We start from the raw sequence: 19432 nt of genomic DNA, 5'->3' as shown, positions 1-19432 counted from the left end.
GCGCGTTCTCGCGCGGACGGCGATCTGCACGCAGTCGGAGGGGGCGGGATGGCGGAGACGATGGGCGGGGCGGGCGAGATGGAGCAGACGAGCGCGTTCCGCCCGCGAGTGCTCATCGTCGACGACGATCCCGACTTCCTCGCGATCGCCGAGGCCTCGCTCGAAGCGCACGGCTTCCAGGTCGAGCGCGCGAAAGGCGGCCTGCGCGGCGTCTTCCTCGCCACGCAGGACGTACCGGACGCCGTCCTGTGTGATCTGCGCATGCCCGGCATCGACGGCTTCGTCGTCGCCGAAGCGCTGCGCTCCGATCCCGCGACACAACGGATGGCGCTCTTCGCATGCACGGGACGGCGCGATCTCTCCGCGCGCGCCAAGCTCGCGAACAGCGCGTTCGACGCGGTCCTGGTCAAGCCCGTCGATTGGGACGAGGCCGCCCGCCTGTTGCGTGACGCGATCCGCGCGCACGCCCACCCGTGAGCCCTCGGACGCTCTCATGTTCCCCCCCTTCGTAGTGTCGTCGTCGGTCCGCGGCGCTATCGAGCTCGCGCGCCGAGGACCCGCTTGATCTCGGTCACGAGCGCGTCGGGCAGGCACGGCTTCGTCAAGAACGAGTCGCAGCCCGCCTCCTTCGCGTCCTTCGAGTGACCCGCGAGCGCGTGCCCCGTCAGCGCCACGATCGGGATGCGCTTGGTTCGCTCGTCGCTCTTCAGGCACCGCGTCGCTTCGAGCCCGTCGAGCTCGGGCAGCGACAGATCCATGAGGATCAGATCGGGCAAGAGGGAGAACGCTTGGTCCAGCGCCTCTCGCCCGGTCGAAGCCTGCGCCACGCGGAACCCGGAGAACGAAAGAAACTCCGTGAACATCTCGCGGTTGTCGTCGAAGTCGTCGACCACGAGGACGAGCGGCGAGAGGCCGCCGTGTTGTTGCCCGAGCCCAGTTTCGTCTGTCGTCTTCACGACGTAAAACCCCCGGTCATCAATGGAGCGCGCGTCGCCGCCTACCCCGCACCCGTGGCGCAGCGTGCGTCACGAGCGAGGGTCGATGATAACCGCAGGCGAGGAACCTCAGGCACGGAATCGTGCCCTTCTTGGGCCGTGGAGACACGCCTGAGCGGCATATCGGGAGAAACCCGACGCGGACGACTCCGGACATCGCGGCACGGATGGCCGAGTGAGGCGATCTCCGACTGCATGGGCCGCGTGATGTCGCGTTACCCTGCAAATCAAAGAGGCGATCGTGTCTGAAGCGAGGAAACGCAAACAAGCAAGCAAGCCGGCAAATGGGCCGTCGCGAAGCACGTCGCGCCCCGCGACGAAGCGCGCTCGCATGCCAGCGGTGCAAACGAAAGACGCGCGTTACGTGGCCGAGCTCGAGCGGCGATGTCGAGAGCTCGAGCGGCGCGCGAAAGCCGCCGAAGCGCAGCGCGCGGAGCTGCTCACGATCGTCTCGCACGATCTGCGCAACCCGCTCGGCGTGGTGATGGTGACGACGACGCTGCTCGCGCGCGAGCTCGGCGGGGATCCTGCACACGATCGTCAGCTCCAGACGATCAAGCGCGCCGCGCTGGAGATGAACCAGATCGTCGAGGACCTCGTCGACGCGGCGCACATCGACGCGGGGAGATTGCCGATCGGGCAGGAGGTGCACGACGCGGCGTCGCTCGTGGAGGCGGCTGCGCTCGCCGCGGCGCTCGCCACGGCGCAGCGGCCGATCGCGGTCGTGAAAGAGGTCTCGCCGCATCTGCCGGCGCTCTACGTCGATCGCGCCCGCGTGCTGCAGGTCCTCTCGCGGCTCGTCAGCAACGCAGCGCGCTTCATGCAGAAGGGCGGGTCGATCACGATCCGCGCCGAGCCCGCGCCCTCCGGCGCGCGCTTCTCCGTGACCGACACGGGGCCCGGCATCGCCGAGCTCGATCGGCCGATGCTGTTCTCACGCAGGCCGCCGGAGGGGCGCCGCGCGTGTCAGGGCATGGGCCTCGGCGTCTACGTCGCCAAGGGCATCGTCGAGGCGCACGGCGGGCACATCGGCGCGCAGAGCGAGGTGGGGCGTGGGAGCACGATCCACTTCACGCTGCCCGCGGCCGACGGAGCCGCGCTCTCGAGTCACGATCGAAGGGATTGAGCGATCCGCGAGGGGCGCGCGAGCCACGCGCGCCTTCGCGCGGGGCGGGGGGACATCGAGCGGGCGCCGCGAGAGGCGCCCGCTCGATTCGTTTCGTCAGCCGGGGTTCTGCGTGAAGCAGCAGCGGAAGCCGAGGTCGAAGAGCTTGAAGCTCTGATCGACCGTGTAGAACTGGAACGAGCACGTCCCGCCGCCGAGGTCGCCGGTGTTGAACGCGCCGCCCATGAGCGGATACGTGCTCGCCGCGCTCCTCGTGATCTCACGGAGGTTGCCCGTGATGTCGAAGATCCTGTTGGTCGCGGCGTTGTTGCTGTTCAGGTTCGACCAGTCCGCCCAGCAGTTCTGCAAGCTGCTCGAGCCCGTGAAGAGCAGGCCGTCCTGATCTCCCGCGATGGACGTGTTGAAGTCGAACGCGGGGCCGATGTTGCAGAACTTCGTGCTGTCGTACGTCGACGTGCACGGCCCGCCGCGCGGGTTGTAGCCCCAGTTGCAGCTCAGGGTTGCCTGGCACGCCGTCGTCCAGTCGGCCGTCGAGCAGATGAACCCGCCCATCGCGTTGCACGTCTGCTCGACCTCGGCCGGCGTGACGTTGAACCACGGCAGCTTGTTCGGCACCGAGCACGCGAGCGTCTTGTCGAGCGTCGTGCCCGGAGGCGCGGTCGTGTGGTAGCCGTTGCCGACGCCGGGCGTGATGATGTTGTTGGCGACGTCGGTGACGGCGTTCGGTCGGCTCGCCTCGTAGCTGTAGATCCAGAGGCTCGACGCGATGCGCGTGACCACGGGTTTGACGTAGTTCGCCGTGTTCGAGCCCTTCGAGACGTAGGTCTCGTCGACGAGCCCGTCACAGTCGTTGTCCACGCCGTCGCAGAGCTCCGTGCAGCCGCCGGCCAAGGTCGAACAATCGGCCTTGACCGCGTTGCACGTCGTCGCGTTCGCGCCGTTGCACACGAACGTGCCGGTCTTGCGGCAGGCGCCGTGTCCGGGCGCCGGCAGGCCGTCGTCGCTCGCGCAGGCCTTGCCGTAGTTCGGCACGTTCTCGTTGAGGATGCCGTCGCAGTCGTTGTCGAGGGTGTCGCAGACCTCGGTGGCGCCCGAGCAGTAGTTCGGGGCTGCGCCGTTGCACACGCCCGCCGGGAACGTGCACTTCCACGCACCCTGCGTGCAAGCGACCGTCACCTGCGACGTGCACTCCGGCCGCGTGGCCGTGACGCTCACGCCGCAGACCTGCACCGGCGTCGGGGCCACGACGCCCTCGTCGATCTGCCCGTCGCAGTCGTCATCCTCGCCGTTGCAGATCTCCTGCGCCTGCTTGTACTGGCAGCTGTACTCGCACTTCTTGTCGTTGTTGAGATCGTAGTAGCCGTTCTCGCAGCCCTGGAAGGCGCACATGCCCGACGTGCACGACCAGATCGCGTGCACCGCGTTCGCGTAGCAGTTGTTGCCGCACGCGCCGCAGTTCGCGACGTCGGTCTGCAGGTTCGGCTGGCCGGTCAGCGCGCCGTCGCAGTTCGAGTCCACGCCGCAGCTATCGACGCTGCTCGACGGGCCGACCGAGTTCTGGCACGTCTGCACGCCGCCCACGCAGGTGTACGTGCCCGCCTTGCAAGGCGACATCGCGCCCGCGGGGGGCGCAGGCGGCACGTTGCAAGCGCCGAGGTTCAGGTTGTTGTCGACGATGCCGTCGCAGTCGTCGTCGAGGCTGTTGCACGTCTCCGTGCTCGGCCCGATGTAACCCGTGCACGCGCCGCCGCACGTCTGCGTGCCCTTCACGCACTTGCTCAGGCCGCCGTACACGAGGTTCGGCGGCGCGCCGACGGGCACGCATTGCTGGCTCGGGATGCCCTCGTCGACCTGCCCGTCGCAGTCGTCGTCTTTCATGTTGCAGGTCTCGGTCGTCGGGTCGATGTTCCCGACGCACACGAGCGACTGCCCCACGCACTGCAGCGTGCCGAGCTTGCAAGGCGACGTGCTGCTCTGCCCGCACGCCGAGCCCGTGCCCGCGACGTCGTCGACGAGGCCGTTGCAGTCGTCGTCCTGGCCGTTGCACGTCTCGGTCTTCGGCGCGATCTCACCGACGCACGTCTTCTGGCCGCCGGGCAGGCATTGCTCCACGCCCTTCTGGCAGGGACCGACGTCGGTCAAGCCGCACGTCGCGCCCACGTCGACGGGCATGTCGTCGATCGTCCCGTTGCAGTTGTCGTCCTGGCCGTTGCAGAGCTCGGCCGTGGGGTTCACCGCGCCGACGCAGACGAGCTGGCCGTTCTGGCACTGCTGCTTGCCGAACTGACAGGGGAAGATGTTGCTCTGGCCGCAGGAGTTGCCGACGTCCGTGGGGTTGTCGTCGACTTGGCCGTCGCAGTCGTCGTCGAGGCCGTTGCAGATCTCCTGGATCTGCCCCTCGACGACGACGTTCGGCCCGGCGCACACGACCTTGTTCCCGACGCACGCCGTCTTGCCGGCGGCGGAGAGCAGCCCGCAGATGCCGTCCGGATCGCCGAAGCAGTTCTTGCCGATCTGCGGATCCATCGAGAGGTCGTCGGCCTCGTCGATCTTGCCGTCGCAGTCGTTGTCGACGCTGTCACCGCACTTCTCGACGCCGCCGTTCGACGGGGTGCACTGGTACTCGCAGCCCGTCGCGACGGAGTTGTCGAGGTCGTAGAAGCCCGGCTCGCACTGCTTGATCTTGCACTGCGTGTTCGCCGAGGTGCACGCCTCGCCGGCGCCCGCGGTCGTCGCGCACTCGGACGTGCCGTTGATGACGACGCAGTTGTTCCCGCACTTGCCGCAGTCCGTCGTGCTCGTGCAGAGGTCGACGTCCTCGTCCTTCACGCCGTCGCAGTCGTCGTCCTTGTTGTTGCACGACGCGTCGTCCGGCGTGTTCTTGATGCAGTAGTACTCGCAGGGACCGTCGCCATCGAGGTCGTAGAAGCCCGACACGCACGTGCCCTTGCACTCGCCCGGCACCGTGCCCGGGTTCTGGCTCGGCACGCAGGTGATGCTCGCGGGATCGTTGTTGAGCAGCTTCGTGAAGCAGTTGTTGTCACACGTGCCGCACGTCGTCTTGCTCTCGAGGTTGATGTTCGGGCCGTCGTCGACCGCGCCGTTGCAGTCGTTGTCGAGCTTGTCGCAGATCTCGATGCCGCCGTTCGTCGGGACGCACGGGCCGCCGCCGCCGGCGCCGCCCGAGCCCGGGCCGCCGTCGGTGCCGCAGAACGGGAAGCAGTTGTCACCACCTTCCCCGCCCTGACCGCCCGTTCCGCCGGAGCCCGAGCCGGAGCCCGAGCCCGACGGCGAGTCGCCGGCGCACTTGTCGAAGCAGAACGCGTCCGTCGTGCACCCCGCGGCCCCGAGCGCGAGCGCCGAGACCACGAGGGCCGAGAGGACCAGCCCGAAGGGCTTGGGTTTGCCGAGCGAGCTCATCGCGACACCTCCGTAACGCCGCGGCGCCCGGAAGACCGCCTGCGTGCGATGCCAAGCGCGAGCGCAGCGAGCGCCAGCGCGAAGCCACTGTTCCGATCCTGCGCGCCGACGTCGCATGCGCATCCGCCGCCGCCCGTTGCGAGGCCCCAGACGCTGTCGTCCGGAGGCGCGCCGCCCGCGCCCGTGCCCGTGGTCGACGTCGGGTTGCCGCCGCCGCCCGCGCCACCTGCGCCGCCTGCGCCGCCCGCGCCGCCCGCGCCGCCGCTGCCGCCCTGACCCTGCAAGCAGTCGCCGTTCTGGCAGACCTGGCCCATCGGGCAGAGCACGCCTTCGCACGGATCGTTGCCGCAGTTGCCCGTCAGCGGATCGCAGTACGAACCGTCGGGGCACGTCGGCGAGGCGCACTTGCTGTCGACGCACGCCGGAGGCGACTGCGACAGGTCGCAGACCTGCGTCCCGACGCACGCCGGATCGCAGCCCGCGACGCACTGGCCGTCCTTGCACACCTCACCCGCGCCGCAGCTCTTGTCGGCGCAGGAGTCGACGCACGTGACGTCGGTGAACGTATCGTTCGGCTTGCAGACCTGGCCCGTCGGGCAGCTATCGGGCTTGCACGGGTTGTCCACGCACGAGCCGCCGTTGCAGACCTTGCCGCAGCCCACGCAGGGCACGTTGTAGCAGTTGTTCTGCACGCACTTGCCGGCGTTCGGGCCGTAGTTCGTGCAGACCTCGCCCGCGCCGCAGGTCACGCCGTCACAAGGCTCCTTGCAGCCGGCGATGCCCTTGCAGACGCAGACCGGAGGCACGACGCAGTTCGCGTCCGCAGGCGTGCCCGCAGGCGCGCAGAGCACCACGCCCGCCGCGTCCTTCACCGTCTTCGTCGCGCAGTCGCCGCAGTTGTTCGCGATGCAGAAGTTGCCGAGCGGCTGGCCGGTCTGGCTGGAGATGACCTCCTCGCAAATCTGGCCCGGCGGGCACGGGAACTCGCCGCCCTGGCAGGGCGTCGCGCACGTGCACGCGCTGCCGCTCTTCACGCACGAGTTTCCGGGCGCGCAGATCGCGGGGGCGTTCGGGTCCTGCTCGTCGGTCGTGCCGTCGCAGTCGTTGTCCTCGCAGTCGCACGCCTCGTCCGTCTGACCCTGCCCGCCGAGGCAAGCGAAGAGGCCGTTGAGGCAGGCCCAGTGGCCCTGCTGGCAAGCGCCGGTGTCGACGCCGCAAGCGCCGCCGATCACCTGCATCGCGTCGAGCGGGTTCGCCGTGCCGTCGATGCCGTCCGGCGCGGGGCCCGGCTCGTCGATCGCACCGTCGCAGTCGTTGTCCACGCCGTCGCAGATCTCGGGCTGCGGGCCGACGCCGCCCTCGCACGTCTCGCCGCCCATGCCGTCGCACTGCAGGATGCCCGGCTGGCAGGCGCCCTTGTCACGCGGCCCCGGGTAGTCCGTCGTGTTGTAGGCCGGCGTGCACGAGCCGCCGACGACGATGCCGTTGTCGGCCGTGCCGTCGCAGTCGTCGTCGAGGCCGTTGCAAGTCTCGGGGCCCGGGGGCACGTCGCCCACGCAGTCGAGGATGCCGCCCGCGCAGTCGATGACGCCCGGCGAGCACTGGCCCGTGCTGCTGCCGCAGGCCACGCCTTCACCCATGAACGTGCCGTCGTCGATCGTGCCGTCGCAGTTGTTGTCGAGGCCGTCGCACGCCTCGGCCTGCGGGCCCTTCGCGTTCAAGCAGACCCAGCCGAGCGAGCCCTGACAGGCCAGCGATCCCTTGTTGCAGGGCGGCGCGAGCATGCCGTTGTCGGCGCAGGACGCGCCGGGCGGCGGGCACCACGAGAGGTTGCCGTGCTGGCAGCAGTTGCCCGACAGATCCCAGCATCCGTTCTGCCCGGCGACGGGCGCGTCGAAGAGCGGCGCGTCGTCGATCTTGCCGTCGCAGTCGTTGTCCACGCCGTCGCAGGTCTCGGGCTGCGCCTGGATGCCGCCCTGACACACGATCGCGCCGTTCACGCACGCCGTTTGTCCGAGCGAGCAGGGCGGCTGGTTGATGCCGCAGGGTTTGCCGAGGCCGCCGACGTTGTCGTCGATCTGGCCGTCGCAGTCGTTGTCCTTGCCGTCGCAGATCTCGGTCGAGGGGCCGACCTGGCCGACGCACTGCACGCCGTTCGGCCCGCACTGCTGGATACCCGCGACGCACTCGCCCACGTCCGAGCCGCAGGGCCCGCCCGTGCCGGGCACGTCGTCGATCATGCCGTTGCAGTCGTTGTCCGCGCTGTCGCACTGCTCGGTCGAGGGGCCGACGGGGCCCTGGCAGGCCCAGGCGCCGTTCGTGCAGACGAGCGTGCCCTTGTTGCACGGCGACACCAGCGTGCCGTTGCCGTTGCAGGTGGCGCCGGGGGGCGGGCACCACACCACGTTCTTGAAGACGCAGCAGTTGCCGGCGTTCTGCCAGCAGCCGTTCATCCCGGCGGCCGGAGCGTCGGCGAGCGGCGCCTCGTCCACGATGCCGTTGCAGTTGTTGTCGACGTTGTCGCAGACCTCGGGCTGCGGCCCCGTCCCGCCCTGGCAAACCAGCGCGCCGTTCACGCAGGCGAGCGTGCCGGGCGTGCACGGCGCGAGCGCCACGCCGCACGAGGTGCCCACGCCCGCCGCTTGCTCGTCCACCTGGCCGTCGCAGTCGTTGTCGATGCCGTCGCAGACCTCGGCCGACGGACCGACGAAGCCCGTGCACGTGCTGCTGCCGCACGGCTTCTGGCCCTGCTTGCACTGGCTCGTGCCGCCGTACACGAGGCCGCCTGGCGTCCCCGCCGGCACGCAGGCCGTCGGCGCGACCGAGTCGTCCACGATGCCGTCGCAGTCGTTGTCGATGCCGTCGCAGGTCTCGGTCTGCGGGTTGTTCTGACAGGCCGCGAGACCACCGCCGGCCACGCACTGGCCGGGCTGCGGCACGGGCTGCGCGGGCTTGCACGCCTGCGTGCCCTGGCAGTTCGCCGGGGTGGACTGGCCGCAGGCCACCGCGGGGATGTTGTCGTCCGCGATGCCGTCGCAGTCGTTGTCGCAGCCGTCGCAGACCTCGGGCGAGGGCACGCAGTTCGGGCAGACGTTCTCGTCGGTCAGGCCGTCGCAGTCGTTGTCCTGGCCGTCGCAGGTCTCGGTCGTGGGGCACTTGAGCGGGTTACCGCACTTGTTGAAGCCCTCGTCGACGAGGTTCGTCTTGTTCGCCCCGTTGCCGTCGCAGTTGTTGTCGGCCTCGTCGCAGATCTCCTTCGGGTCGTAGCAAAGCCACGTCGCGGGAGCGGCCTGCTGCGCGTCGGTCGTACACGGCAGGAGCGTCTCGTTGCCGTCGGGATCCGCCGACGTGATCGACGCGAGGTAGTTGTTGAGGCACGTGGTGCGCTGCGCGGTCGTCGACCAGCTACAGCACGCCTTCGCCGGCGCGCCCTTGTTGCAGTAGTGCTTGTACCCCTCGTCGGTACAGCCGTTGCAGTTGTCGTCGCCGTTGTTGCAGACCTCGGGTTTGGCCGCGGAGCCGATGATCTGCGCGAGCGCCTTGGCGAGCGAGACCTCGTCGTTCGCCGAGTACGACGTCACGGTGCCGCCGGCGGCCGCGATCGCGTCCGATTTGACCGTGTCGCCGCCCGCGAAGTTGACGACGTAGACCGGGACCTTCCAGTTCTTCTGGTTGGGGGCGGTCCCGAGCGTGACGCCGGTCTGCCAGAGATCCTGGGCGGCGGCCACCGCGTCGGCCTGCGTGTCACACGTCTCGTCGCCGTCGGTCACCAGGATGACGTTCACGCTGCGGCACAGCCGATCCATCACGTCGATCGGCGTGGCGAGGTTCGAGCCGTACGCGAAGCCGGTCTGGCAGTAGTTCGACTGGCTCCAGTTCACGTTCCAGCCGGATCGCAGGTACTGGGTGACGGTGCGTAGCGAGCCGGCGATCGGCGTGGCGCCCTCGGCGAAGAGCTCTTTGTTGTCGTTGCACAGGCCGTCGAACCACTGGAGCAGCTCCGGCACGTTCGAGGCGGGCGCGGCCGGCCCCCACCAGGGATCCTTCGGCAAGGGCACGACGATGTTGCCGCCGTTGCGCCACGAGCCCTCCGTCAGATTCGGCCCCGCGGGCCCGTTCCCGTTTCCGGTGGTGCATTCGGGCTTGTTGCCGCAGTTGTCGAGCAGGCCCGAGCCGGCACCATCCGGCAGCGGGTCGATGGTACAGCCGTAGTTGTCCGGGTTGCACGTGATCCCGTTCGGCACGCCGCAATCGCTCACGCACACGCCGCCTGGGCCGAACGTGCAGTTCTTCATGACGCCCGCGTATGTCGAGAGCCCGAAGTTCACCTCGCCGCCGAACGCCTGCACCGTTTTCCGGAGCGCGCACTTGGCGTCGTTCAACCGGCTCGGAATCATGCCGCAGGAGTTCAGCTTGTACCCATCAAGGGAATCGTCGCACTCGACCGTCACGGCCGAGGGCGGCGTCGTACACGTCGTCATCGAGCCCGACGTGTCGGCGATGATCATGAAGTAAGGCCGCGAGGGCGCAGGCCAATCCGAGGGGTTTTGCGAGAGGCACGCGGCTGCCTCCTGCGCGTCGGCCGGCGCGGTGAACGCGGCGGCCGCGGCGACCCCTGCGAGCACGGCGAACGAAGTAAGGATCCCTTTCGAGGGCTGCCGGAACAAAGCCATGGGTAGCTCCGAGGGGCACACGGACGTGCACCCGTTCCACGCACGCCTTCCCGCCTTGGACTCGACGGAGGCGAGCATCGTCGTTCAGGATCTCAGAGCGCTCGTCGCGCCACAAGCCCCGGACACGCCCCCGGCGCGCCCGCAAGCTGCCCGTTCCGTCATGGACTCGGCGCGTCGCACGCGCCGGACGGTTGACGGTCCCTTCGCTACCGCGAAGTGTCACCCGAACGCGCCCCGGAATTCAGCCCGGGGCGCGCGCGGCCCTCGTTTCAGGGCTTGACAGCGAAGAGGAAAGCGTCGTCGCCGGCCGCGGACACGGGGCCGAGACCAAAATCGACCGTGCCCCCGAAGCTGCCCGTGAGCACCACGTTGCCGCTCACCGGGTCGAAGACGAGCGACTGCGGCGACTGCGCGAGAGGCCCGCCGTAGCCGCGGCCCCAGACGAGGCAGCCGTCCTTCGCGGCGAAGCGGCCGAGGAACATGTCGAACCCTTCCGCGCTCGGGATGGCCCCGCCGCCGAGATCGATCGCGCCCGTGAACGCGCCCGCGAGGAGCAGGTCGCCGTTCGGCGCGAACGCCACGCCGTCGGCGCGCTGGAAGGTCGTATCGCCGTACCTGAGCGTGTACGTCTGCGCGCCGCCCGAGGTGAGAACCGAGACGAACGCGTCGTCGAGGTCGGGGTTTGACATGGGCTTGCCGCCGAGATCGAACGTGCCCTGGAACTGCCCGGCCACGGCCACCGTGCCCGTGGGCGACACCGCGACGGCGTTCGCCGAAGCCTTGCCCGTGCCCGAGCTGATCTTCGCCCAGATCTGCGCGCCTTGCGGGTCGAGCTTCGCGACGAACGCGCTCGGGTTGCCCTGGGCCATGAGCGCCCCGGCGCCGAAATCGATCGACCCCGCCGCCTCGCCCGCCACGTACACGTTGCCCGAGCCGTCGACCGCGAGGCTCTTCGCCGACTGATCGGCCTCGTTGCCGTACTTCTTGCTCCAGAGGTGCTGGCCCAGCGAGTTGAACTTGGCGACGAACACGTCGAAGGCGGTGCCCGCCGCGGTGAGGACGCCGCCGCCGAAGTCGACCTTCTGCTGGAAGTAGCCCGAGATGACGACGTTGCCGATCGGGTCGACCGCGAGCGCGCGCGCGTACTGGATGTTCGAATCGCCGAACTTCATGCTCCACTGGTGGGTGCCGTCCGGCGCGAACTTCACGAGGAAGACGTCCTGGAAGAAGTTCGTGTCGCTCGTGAGGTTCTGGCCGCCGAAGTTGACGGTGCCGATGAAGATGCCCGTCACGTAGACGTTGCCCTCGGCATCGGCGCCGATACCCGTCGCGCTCTGGTTCTGCCCGTCGCCGAAGCGCTTCGCCCAGAGCACCTGCCCGTTCGGCGAGAGCTTCGCGACGAACGCGTCCTCCTTGCCGCCGCTCGTGAGCATCGTCCCGCCGAGGTTCATCGCGCCCTGGAAGGCGCCGGCGAGCAGGATGTTGCCCGTCTTGTCGGTCGAGACGGACACGCCGCTCTGGACCTGCGGATCGCCGTAGGCCGCGGCGAACACGGTCGTGCCGCCCGCGGGGTTCGGCGGGTTGCACGTCGGCCCGGCGTCGCCGGTCTGCCCGCCGGCTCCGGAACTCGACGAGCTGCCCGAGGCGCTCGTCACGAAGTCCTGGAGCCCATCGCCGCCCTGGCCGCCGCCCGTCGCGCCTGCGCCGCCCGTGCCGGCGCCGGAGCCCCCCGAGCCGCTGTTCCCTCCGCCGCACGCTGAAGCGAGCGCCACGAGCGCGCCTGCGCAAACGAACGAGGCCAGCACGGCGCCCGTGCCGAGAAGCTTACCGGCGCCCGTGGACGCCTCGAGGGTCTTGGAGTGCGCGCGACGTGTCCGCATGAAGCCATTCCTCCCGCGAAAGGAAATTCGCCAGCCCCCGTTGATATCAACGGTCGGTGCGCGCGTGTAGAGGGGGCTTCAGGGAAATGGCGGGATGTGGGGCTAGCCCCCGAAGAGCTGCTTGGCGATCACGAGCCGCTGGATCTGGCTCGTGCCCTCGTAAATCTGCAGGACCTTCGCGTCACGCATGAGCTTCTCGACGGGGTACTCCTTCACGTACCCGTTGCCGCCGAAGACCTGCACCGCGTCGACGGCCGTCTGCATCGCGCTGTCGGCGCCGTAGGCCTTGGCGAAGCTCGACACGATCGGATCACGCACGCCGTGGTCGAGGTTCCACGCGGCCTTCTGATAAAGCAGCCGCGTCGCCTCCACGCGGATGGCCATCTCCGCGATCATCCACTGCACGAGCTGGTGGTTCGCGATGGGCGTGCCGAAGGTCTTGCGCTCCTTCGCGTAGGCCACGCACTCGTCGAGGCACCGGCGCATCAGGCCCGTCGCGCCCGCGCCGATGTCGGGGCGCGTCTGGTTGAACGTCTCCATCGCGAGCTTGAAGCCCTTGCCCTCGGGCGCGAGCAGGTTCTCCTTCGGCACCACCACGTCCTCGAGGAAGACCTGCGCCGTGTCGCTCGCGCGTTGCCCGAGTTTGTCCTCCTTCTTGCCCACGCGAAGGCCCGGCGTGTCGCGATCGACGATGAACGCCGCGATGCCCTTGTGCCGGAGTTCGGGGTTGCTCGTCGCGAAGATCACGTAGAACCGCGCGTAGCTCGCGTTCGTGATCCAGCACTTCTGCCCGTTCAGCACGTAGTCCTCGCCGTGCTTTGCGAAGCGCGTCTTGATGCCGGCCACGTCGCTGCCCGCGTCGGGCTCGCTCGTCGCGTAGCTCGCCATCACCGGCTCGCTCGTCAGCATGCCGAGGTACTTCTTCTTCTGCTCCTCGCTTCCGCCGAGCTTGATCGGCGTGAGCGCCAGGCCGTTCGCGAGCAGGCTCGTCTGGATGCCCGTGCACCCGTACGCGAGCTCCTCCGTGATGATCGCGTTCTCGAGCTCGCCCATGCCCGACCCGCCGTACTCGGCCGGCACCGTCGGATTGACGAGGCCGATCTCCCACGCCTCCTTGAAGACCTCCATCGGGAAGCGGGACTCGTGATCACACGCGGCCGCGATCGGAATGATCCGCTCCTTCGTGAAGCGGCGGGCGGTCTCGATGAGACCCTTGTGCTCTTCGGACAGCGAGAAATCCACCACAGGCTCCTACTCCTTCATCCTGCGCTTGCGCTTCTCGAGCTCCGCGCGCACGGCGCGCGCGCCCAGGGTGTATCCGACGACGAGCCCGAGGAGAAGAACGCTCGGGATGTAGATCACGTGCTGAGGCGTGATCTGACCGAAGTCCGGCACGTCAGTCGCCCCCGCTCTTCGCGCGCGCCTTCTGGAGCGCCGTCTCCAGCGTCTCGATCCGCCGGTCGAGCCGACGCTGCCGCCGGAACATCGACGCGACGAACACGAGGACCACGATCCAGATGAACGCGTACGCCTCGACGAGCAGCTTCTCGCCGCTCTGCATCTGGTTGCCGCCCTCGACCGCGCGGAACGTCGCCCCGCGATCGTCGGCCGTCGTCCCCTGCCCCGCCGCGCCGGGCGCCTCTCGTGCTGCTTGATCCGCCGACATCGTCTACTCCTCGCCCACGCCGAGCTCGAGCGCCTCTTCCTCGGCCTCGCCGAGCCGCGCCGCCGCGAGCTCGATCCGCACGCGGGTCCAAATCAACACGACCGCGAGCAACGTGAACGTCAAGAACCCGAGCATGAGCGCGAGCTTCATGTCCGGGTGCTTGAGCCCGCCTCCGCCCGACGTGATCACCTTCGGGTGATTGCCGCCCCACTTCTGCACCGAGTAGTGGATGATCGGCAGGTTTGCCGCGCCGAGCACGCCGAGCGCCGCCGCGAACTTCCGCTCCGAGTCGCCGTCGCCCGCGAACGCGCGCAGGACCACGTACGCCACGTAAATCAGCACCGAGAGCAGCGCCGTCGTGAGCCGCGGATCCCAGGTCCAGTACACGCCCCACGCCTTCGCGCCCCAGAGCGCCCCGGTCACGAGCACGAGCACGCCCATCGCCACGGCGCACTCCGCGCCCGCGCGCGCGAACGCGTCCCAGCCGCGCGTCCCGCGCGCGAGGTAGCCCGCCGAACCCACGAAACACGCCGCGGCCCCGACGTACATCGAGTACGCGATGGGCACGTGGAAGTAGAAGATCTTCTGGACGATGCCCATCGTCGACTCGACGGGCGCCTTGAAGAAGATCACGTGGATCGTGATCAGGAACGCAGCGGCGCAGAGGGCGAGCACCGTGTAGAAGGCAACGTCCCCTCGGGAGCGGGAGCTTGCCGTCTCGACTTTCGTTCCGGCTGCCAGAGCCTCGCTCGTCGCCATGGTGAGCGGCCACGGTAGTGGCAAGGTCGCAGGTGTTCAAGGACCCAAGCCGCCACGTCGCTCCTCCCCCTCCTGGAAAGTATCCCTCGGCGACGAGCTGATCTAGACTCGCCCGCGAGCCGCGATCCCCATGGCCCCCATTCGCCCCGAGCAAGCTCCGGCAGATGTACAGGCCGATGTCCCCGCGTTCCGTCCCGGTACCATCGTCGATGGGCGCTACCGCGTCCTCCGGCTCATCGGAGGCGGCGGCAACGGCCTCGTCCACGAGGTCGAGCACGTCCGCACCGGCCAGCGCCTCGCCCTGAAGTCGCTGCTCGATCCGACGACGTATCAGCGCCTCGAGCAGGAGGCGCGCGCGACGAGCCTCTTGAAGAGCCCGCGCGCCGTGAAGATCGTCGACATGGGCATGAGCCCGACCGAGGGCCCGTACCTCGTGATGGAGCTGCTCGCCGGGCAGAGCCTGCGCGAGCTCTTGCACGAGGCGGGGCAGCTCCCGCTCGAGCTCACGGTGAACGTCGCGCTGCAGGTCGGCGAGTGCCTCGCCGAGGCACACACGCACGGCATCGTCCACCGAGATCTCAAGCCCGACAACATCCACCTCGGCCCGGGCCCGAGCCCCGGCGTCTACGACGTCAAGCTCCTCGACTTCGGCATCGTCAAGATCGCCAGCGACGCGCCCGTCCCCGGCGGCTCGCTCACGCGCACCGGCTCCACGGTCGGCACGCCGTACTACATGAGCCTGGAGCAGCTCCGGAACCCCTCGGCCGTCGACGGACGCAGCGATCTCTACTCGCTCGGCGTCGTGCTCTACGAGTGCTTGACCGGCCGCAAACCTTACGACGCGGACACCATCGGCGACCTCGTCTTCGCGCTCTGCTCGGGCCCGCCGACGGACATCGCGCGCCTTCGCCCCGACCTGCCGCAGCCCGTGTGCAAGGCGATCATGCGCGCGCTCGCGCCGAACCGCGAGGATCGGCAAGGCGGCGTGCTCGAGCTCTGCCGCGAGCTCGCGCCCTTCGGCGATCGTTCCCTCTCCGCGTGGATGAACGAGCCGCCGCGCCCCGCTGCGCCCGAGCCGCCGCGCCCCTCGAACGCCGGTCCTTTCCACGGCGGCGCGCCGACGCCCTCGGGCGTGCGCTCGATCCTGAACAGCGAGTCGACGCAAGCGTTCCCGCTGCCCGAAGGCCACGTTCTGCCGCCGATCGACGAGCTCACGCCGTCGCTCCCGTCGAGCCCGGGACACGCGCACGACGACGACGATGGTCCCACCGAGCGGCGCGACACCCCCACGACGTTCTACGTCAAACCGGAGCTGCCCGAACGCGCGCCCGACAGCGAGAAGACGCGCATGCTCGAGCCGAGCCGCGGGCAACGCCAGTACGCGATTCCCTCGGCGAACCTCGACGACCCGCCGACGGCGCCGGTCAAACCGGAAGACCTCGCGGCCGCGAAGGGCGCGTTCGGCCCGGGCAACAAGTACACGAAGACGACGCCGCTCGACACGAGCCAGTTCCCCGAGCTCCAAAACCTCCCGCCGCCGGGCCAGTTTGGCCCTCCAAACCCCGGCTTCGGCGCGCCCACGCCGACGGGATCCGGCGTGTACGCGGCGCCGCCGCCCGGCATGATGGGCCCGGGGGGCCAGCCAGGAATGCCGCCGGGCATGTTCCGCCCGCCGCCCATGCCGGGCCAGCTCATGACGTCGCAGAGCAACCTTCCGGCCGTGAACATCCCCGGCACGACGGGACCCTTGCCCATGGGCCCCGGCGCGCCGCCCGCGTGGATGACGCGGCCCGGTCAGCCCACGCAGGCGCCTCCGCCCGCGGGCGGCGGCCTCGCGGCGCTCGCGAACTTCTGGCAAAACGCTCCGCCGCGCACGCAGCTCGCCATTGCGGTCGGCAGCGCGAGCGGCCTCGTCGCGCTCCTGCTCATCCTGCTCTGGATCGTGGTCCGGTAAGGGACGACTCCCGCACCGCCATCGCCTCTCCCTCTCGGGAGATGGGGTGTCAGAGCCCGTCCGGCGCGATCGCGTCCCAGCCGGTGGCTTTCGCGAGCCGGCTCATCGCGAGATCGAGCTCCATCGTCGCGTTCATCAAGCTGAAGCGGTTCGTCGCGTACGCCTTCGCCGCGTCGAGGACGTCTTTCTCCTCGCGTGTCCCCACGTCGATCCCCTGCTGCACCGTGACCAGCCACTTCCGGGCGTACGACACGGCCTTCGAATACGCGTCCACGCGCTTCTGCCAGTCGACGACCTCGGCGTAGGCCGTCTCCACCTCGACCCCTGCGCCGCCGAGCGCGTACTTCTCCGTCGCGCGCATTTCTTCGAGCTGGGCCTCGGCGAACTGGATGCGCGACGATTGCGGCAGGAAATCGAGCTTCCAGTTGAACACGACGGCCGCGCCGTACCAGAAGAAGTTCGCCGTATCCGAGCCGAACGGGTTGATCTGGTTCGCCACCTCGGGCGCCCGCGCATACCCCGCGTTGAGGCCGAGCCCGATATCGGGGAAGAGCTGCGCCCGCGCGACCTCGACCTGCGCGCGCCGCGCCTGCACGCCGGCCCGCGCCATCGCGAGCTCCGGCCGGTGCAGACGCGCCGCCGTCAGGTACCGCGACACGTGCCCGAGCTTGTGCTTCGGCGGCTTGAGCGGCGCGTCGGGGATGTCGAGATCCGCGATCCCCGTGAAGAACCGCAGCCCCGCGAGCGCCACCGTCATGTACCGCGCGGACTCGGCCTCGCGCACCTCGAGCTCGGCCGTGTACGTCTGCAGCTTGAAGAGCTCGATCGGATCGCCCTCGTCCTCCTCGACCGATTCCTTCATCTTGCCGACGGCCTTGTCGATCGCGGTGCGAACGTCCTTGAGGAGCAGCGCACCGTCCCGCGCGAGCTGCAGGCCGAAATAGGCCCGGCGCACGTCGAGGCGCACGGCGTCGCGCTCCTTCTCGACGTTCGCCTTGTTCACCTCGACGTTCGCCTCGGCCGCTTGCCAGAGGTTCGTGATCTTGCCGAAGGTCCAGAGCGGAACGACCCCGTCGACGCTGGCCCTCCAGGCGAGCCCGATGCTGCCCGTCAGCGACACGTCCGTGTTCGGGCTGAACACGTTGTTGCCGAGCACGGTCGGCGCGAGGCCGACGCCGCCGGTCATGCGGAATTGACTGAACGGCGCGCGGTGGGCCTCGTCGAGCTGCGCCCGCACCTGCGCGAGCCGCGCCCGGGCCGCGAGCACGTTCGGGTGGTTTCGCTCGGCGATCTCCAGGATCTGCCGCAGGTCGTAGACGACCTTCTCTTTGGCCTCCGCGGGCGCCGGCAAGGCGGCGAGGCCCAGGGAAAGGGCCGCCCCGAGGAGCCATCGCCGGATCGACCGCTGCGCCATGTCCGCGCTCTTTTTCACAGGGGCCCGCTCGCTGCAACCGTGTTCGCGGACATCAGCCATCGTCCTCCTCGCCGACGCCGTCATCCGACGCCGCGCGGACCTTTTTCATGAGGCGCCGGAAATTCGAGCGATCCATCCCGGCTTGCCGCGCCGCCTCGCTCACGTTGTTGCTCGTTCGCTTGAGCAGCCTCTCCACGTAGGCGCGCTCGAACGCGAGCGCCGCCTTCTCTTTCGCCTGCGTGAACGGGAGCTCCGAGAGCGTATCGCCCCAGAACCCGCGCGTTTCTCCCGCCGCGCCGTCCTCCTCCACGTGCGCCTCGTCCCGCCCGAACGGCAGATCCGTGGGCAGGATCGAGTCCCCGCGCGCCATCACCACCGCGTGCTCGATCGCGTTCTCGAGCTGCCGCACGTTCCCCGGCCAGGGCTGCTCGCGCAGGAGCCGGAGCGCCTCGACGCCGATCCGCTTGATGTCACGCCCGCTCCGCCGCGCGTACTTGTGCAAGAAGTGGTACGCGAGCAGCGGGATGTCCTCTTTTCGCTGCCGCAGCGGCGGCAAATGCACGGGGATCACGGCGAGCCGATAATACAGGTCCTCCCGGAAACGACCCGACGCGATCCGTTCCTTCAGGTCCACGTTCGTCGCGGCGATCACGCGCACGTCCACGGTCTTCGGCTGCGTCGCGCCCACGCGCTTGATCTCCCCCTCGGCGAGCGCGCGGAGCAGCTTCGCCTGCGCGCTCAGCGGCAGATCGCCGATCTCGTCGAGGAACACGGTCCCCTTGTCGGCGAGCTCGAAGAGCCCCGGCCGATCCTGCGCGCCGGTGAACGCGCCGCGCACGCTGCCGAAGAGCTCGGTCTCCACGAGCGTCTCGGGGATCGCGCCGCAGTTGATCGCGCGGAGCGGACGGTCGCTCCGCAGGCTGTGCTGATGGATCGCGCGCGCGACGAGCTCCTTGCCCGTCCCGTTCTCCCCGAGGATCAGCACCGTCGACGTCGTCGGCGCCGCGCCGAGCGCGATCCGGTAGACGTCCTGCATCCGCGACGAACGTCCGATCAGCTCGCCGAACCGCTCGTGCTCCACGAGGCGCTGCTCGAGCACGCGCGTCCTGTCGACGAGCCGCTTGTGCTCCGCGGCCTGCATGAGCGCGAGCGCCACGGTCTCCGTGGGGCCGAACGGCTTCGTCAGGAAGTTGTAGGCGCCTTGCCGGACTGCCGCGACGGCCGTGTCGATGTCGCCGAACGCCGTCATCATCACGACCTCGACCTCGGGGTGCTGCTCCTTGATGCGCGCGAGCACCTCCATGCCGCTCGGACCGGGCATCATCACGTCGAGCAGCACCACGTCGACCGCGCGTGCCGTCGAGAGCAGCGTGAGCGCGGCGGCGCCGTCCTCGGCCGTCATCACGTCGAAGCCCTCGGCGAGCAGCACGCGCGCCAGGCTGCGACGCAGCGCCGGCTCGTCGTCGACCACCATCACGTGGGCCTTCGGCGCCTTGGTCGCCCCCTGCGTCGTCTCGCTCGGCACGTCGCTTCCATGGTCGCGCC

Annotated in this window: 13 protein-coding genes; 3 read left to right on the top strand and 10 right to left on the bottom strand. The window is 69.4% G+C overall.

The window, feature by feature from the left end; genetic code table 11:
• Positions 1–48 precede the first annotated feature (48 nt).
• The gene (locus QHF84_RS42045; protein WP_281319205.1) at positions 49–477 is read left to right on the top strand and encodes a response regulator; all 429 of its coding nucleotides are present in this window, start codon (positions 49–51) and stop codon (positions 475–477) included.
• Positions 478–533: 56 nt separating this feature from the next.
• On the opposite strand, the gene QHF84_RS42040 is transcribed toward QHF84_RS42045, so the two are convergent.
• Positions 534–956 carry a response regulator gene (locus QHF84_RS42040; RefSeq protein WP_281319204.1) on the bottom strand — a complete coding sequence of 141 codons (423 nt, stop codon included), beginning with the start codon at positions 954–956 and terminating at the stop codon, positions 534–536.
• Between the two features lie 370 nt (positions 957–1326).
• On the opposite strand from QHF84_RS42040, the gene QHF84_RS42035 reads away from it, so the two are divergent.
• Entirely contained in the window at positions 1327–2121 is a 795-nt protein-coding gene (locus QHF84_RS42035) for a HAMP domain-containing sensor histidine kinase (protein ID WP_281319203.1), read from the top strand.
• A 96-nt stretch (positions 2122–2217) separates the two neighbouring features.
• Here QHF84_RS42035 and QHF84_RS42030 read toward each other — a convergent pair whose 3' ends face one another.
• The 7 genes from QHF84_RS42030 to QHF84_RS42000 all read right to left on the bottom strand — a co-directional run bounded on the left by QHF84_RS42030 (position 2218) and on the right by QHF84_RS42000 (position 14435).
• Positions 2218–5541 (bottom strand): MopE-related protein, encoded by a 3324-nt coding sequence (locus QHF84_RS42030; RefSeq protein WP_281319202.1) that lies wholly within the window; start codon positions 5539–5541, stop codon positions 2218–2220.
• A complete protein-coding gene (locus tag QHF84_RS42025; RefSeq protein ID WP_281319201.1) occupies positions 5538–10214 on the bottom strand; it encodes a MopE-related protein in 4677 nt (1558 codons plus the stop codon). Before QHF84_RS42025 ends, QHF84_RS42030 begins: the two co-directional genes overlap by 4 nt.
• A 269-nt stretch (positions 10215–10483) precedes the next feature.
• Positions 10484–12094: an SBBP repeat-containing protein gene (locus QHF84_RS42020; protein ID WP_281319200.1), complete on the bottom strand. Its 1611-nt coding sequence runs from the start codon at positions 12092–12094 to the stop codon at positions 10484–10486.
• Between the two features lie 102 nt (positions 12095–12196).
• Complete coding sequence (locus QHF84_RS42015; RefSeq protein ID WP_348652923.1) at positions 12197–13339, bottom strand: acyl-CoA dehydrogenase family protein; 1143 nt, start codon at positions 13337–13339, stop codon at positions 12197–12199.
• A 6-nt stretch (positions 13340–13345) separates the two neighbouring features.
• Complete coding sequence (locus QHF84_RS42010) at positions 13346–13489, bottom strand: hypothetical protein (protein ID WP_170228964.1); 144 nt, start codon at positions 13487–13489, stop codon at positions 13346–13348.
• 1 nt (position 13490) lies between these two features.
• Positions 13491–13760 carry a CcmD family protein gene (locus tag QHF84_RS42005; RefSeq protein WP_281319198.1) on the bottom strand — a complete coding sequence of 90 codons (270 nt, stop codon included), beginning with the start codon at positions 13758–13760 and terminating at the stop codon, positions 13491–13493.
• Between the two features lie 3 nt (positions 13761–13763).
• Positions 13764–14435, bottom strand: coding sequence for a cytochrome c biogenesis protein (locus QHF84_RS42000; protein WP_281319197.1), 672 nt, complete (start codon positions 14433–14435; stop codon positions 13764–13766).
• Between the two features lie 214 nt (positions 14436–14649).
• On the opposite strand from QHF84_RS42000, the gene QHF84_RS41995 reads away from it, so the two are divergent.
• Positions 14650–16473, top strand: a complete 1824-nt coding sequence (locus QHF84_RS41995; RefSeq protein ID WP_281319196.1) for a serine/threonine protein kinase — start codon at positions 14650–14652, stop codon at positions 16471–16473.
• Positions 16474–16522: 49 nt separating this feature from the next.
• On the opposite strand, the gene QHF84_RS41990 is transcribed toward QHF84_RS41995, so the two are convergent.
• Both QHF84_RS41990 and QHF84_RS41985 read right to left on the bottom strand, forming a co-directional pair.
• Positions 16523–17947, bottom strand: coding sequence for a TolC family protein (locus QHF84_RS41990; protein WP_281319195.1), 1425 nt, complete (start codon positions 17945–17947; stop codon positions 16523–16525).
• Positions 17940–19412, bottom strand: a complete 1473-nt coding sequence (locus QHF84_RS41985; RefSeq protein WP_281319194.1) for a sigma-54 dependent transcriptional regulator — start codon at positions 19410–19412, stop codon at positions 17940–17942. The genes QHF84_RS41990 and QHF84_RS41985 overlap by 8 nt, the downstream gene beginning before the upstream one ends.
• Between the last annotated feature and the right edge of the window lie 20 nt (positions 19413–19432).

Source organism: Polyangium sp. y55x31 (assembly GCF_029946505.1).
Classification (GTDB): Bacteria; Myxococcota_A; Polyangia; order Polyangiales; family Polyangiaceae; genus Polyangium.
The sequence above is the reverse complement of the archived record's forward strand: the minus strand, read 5'-3'. Positions and strand labels throughout refer to the sequence as shown.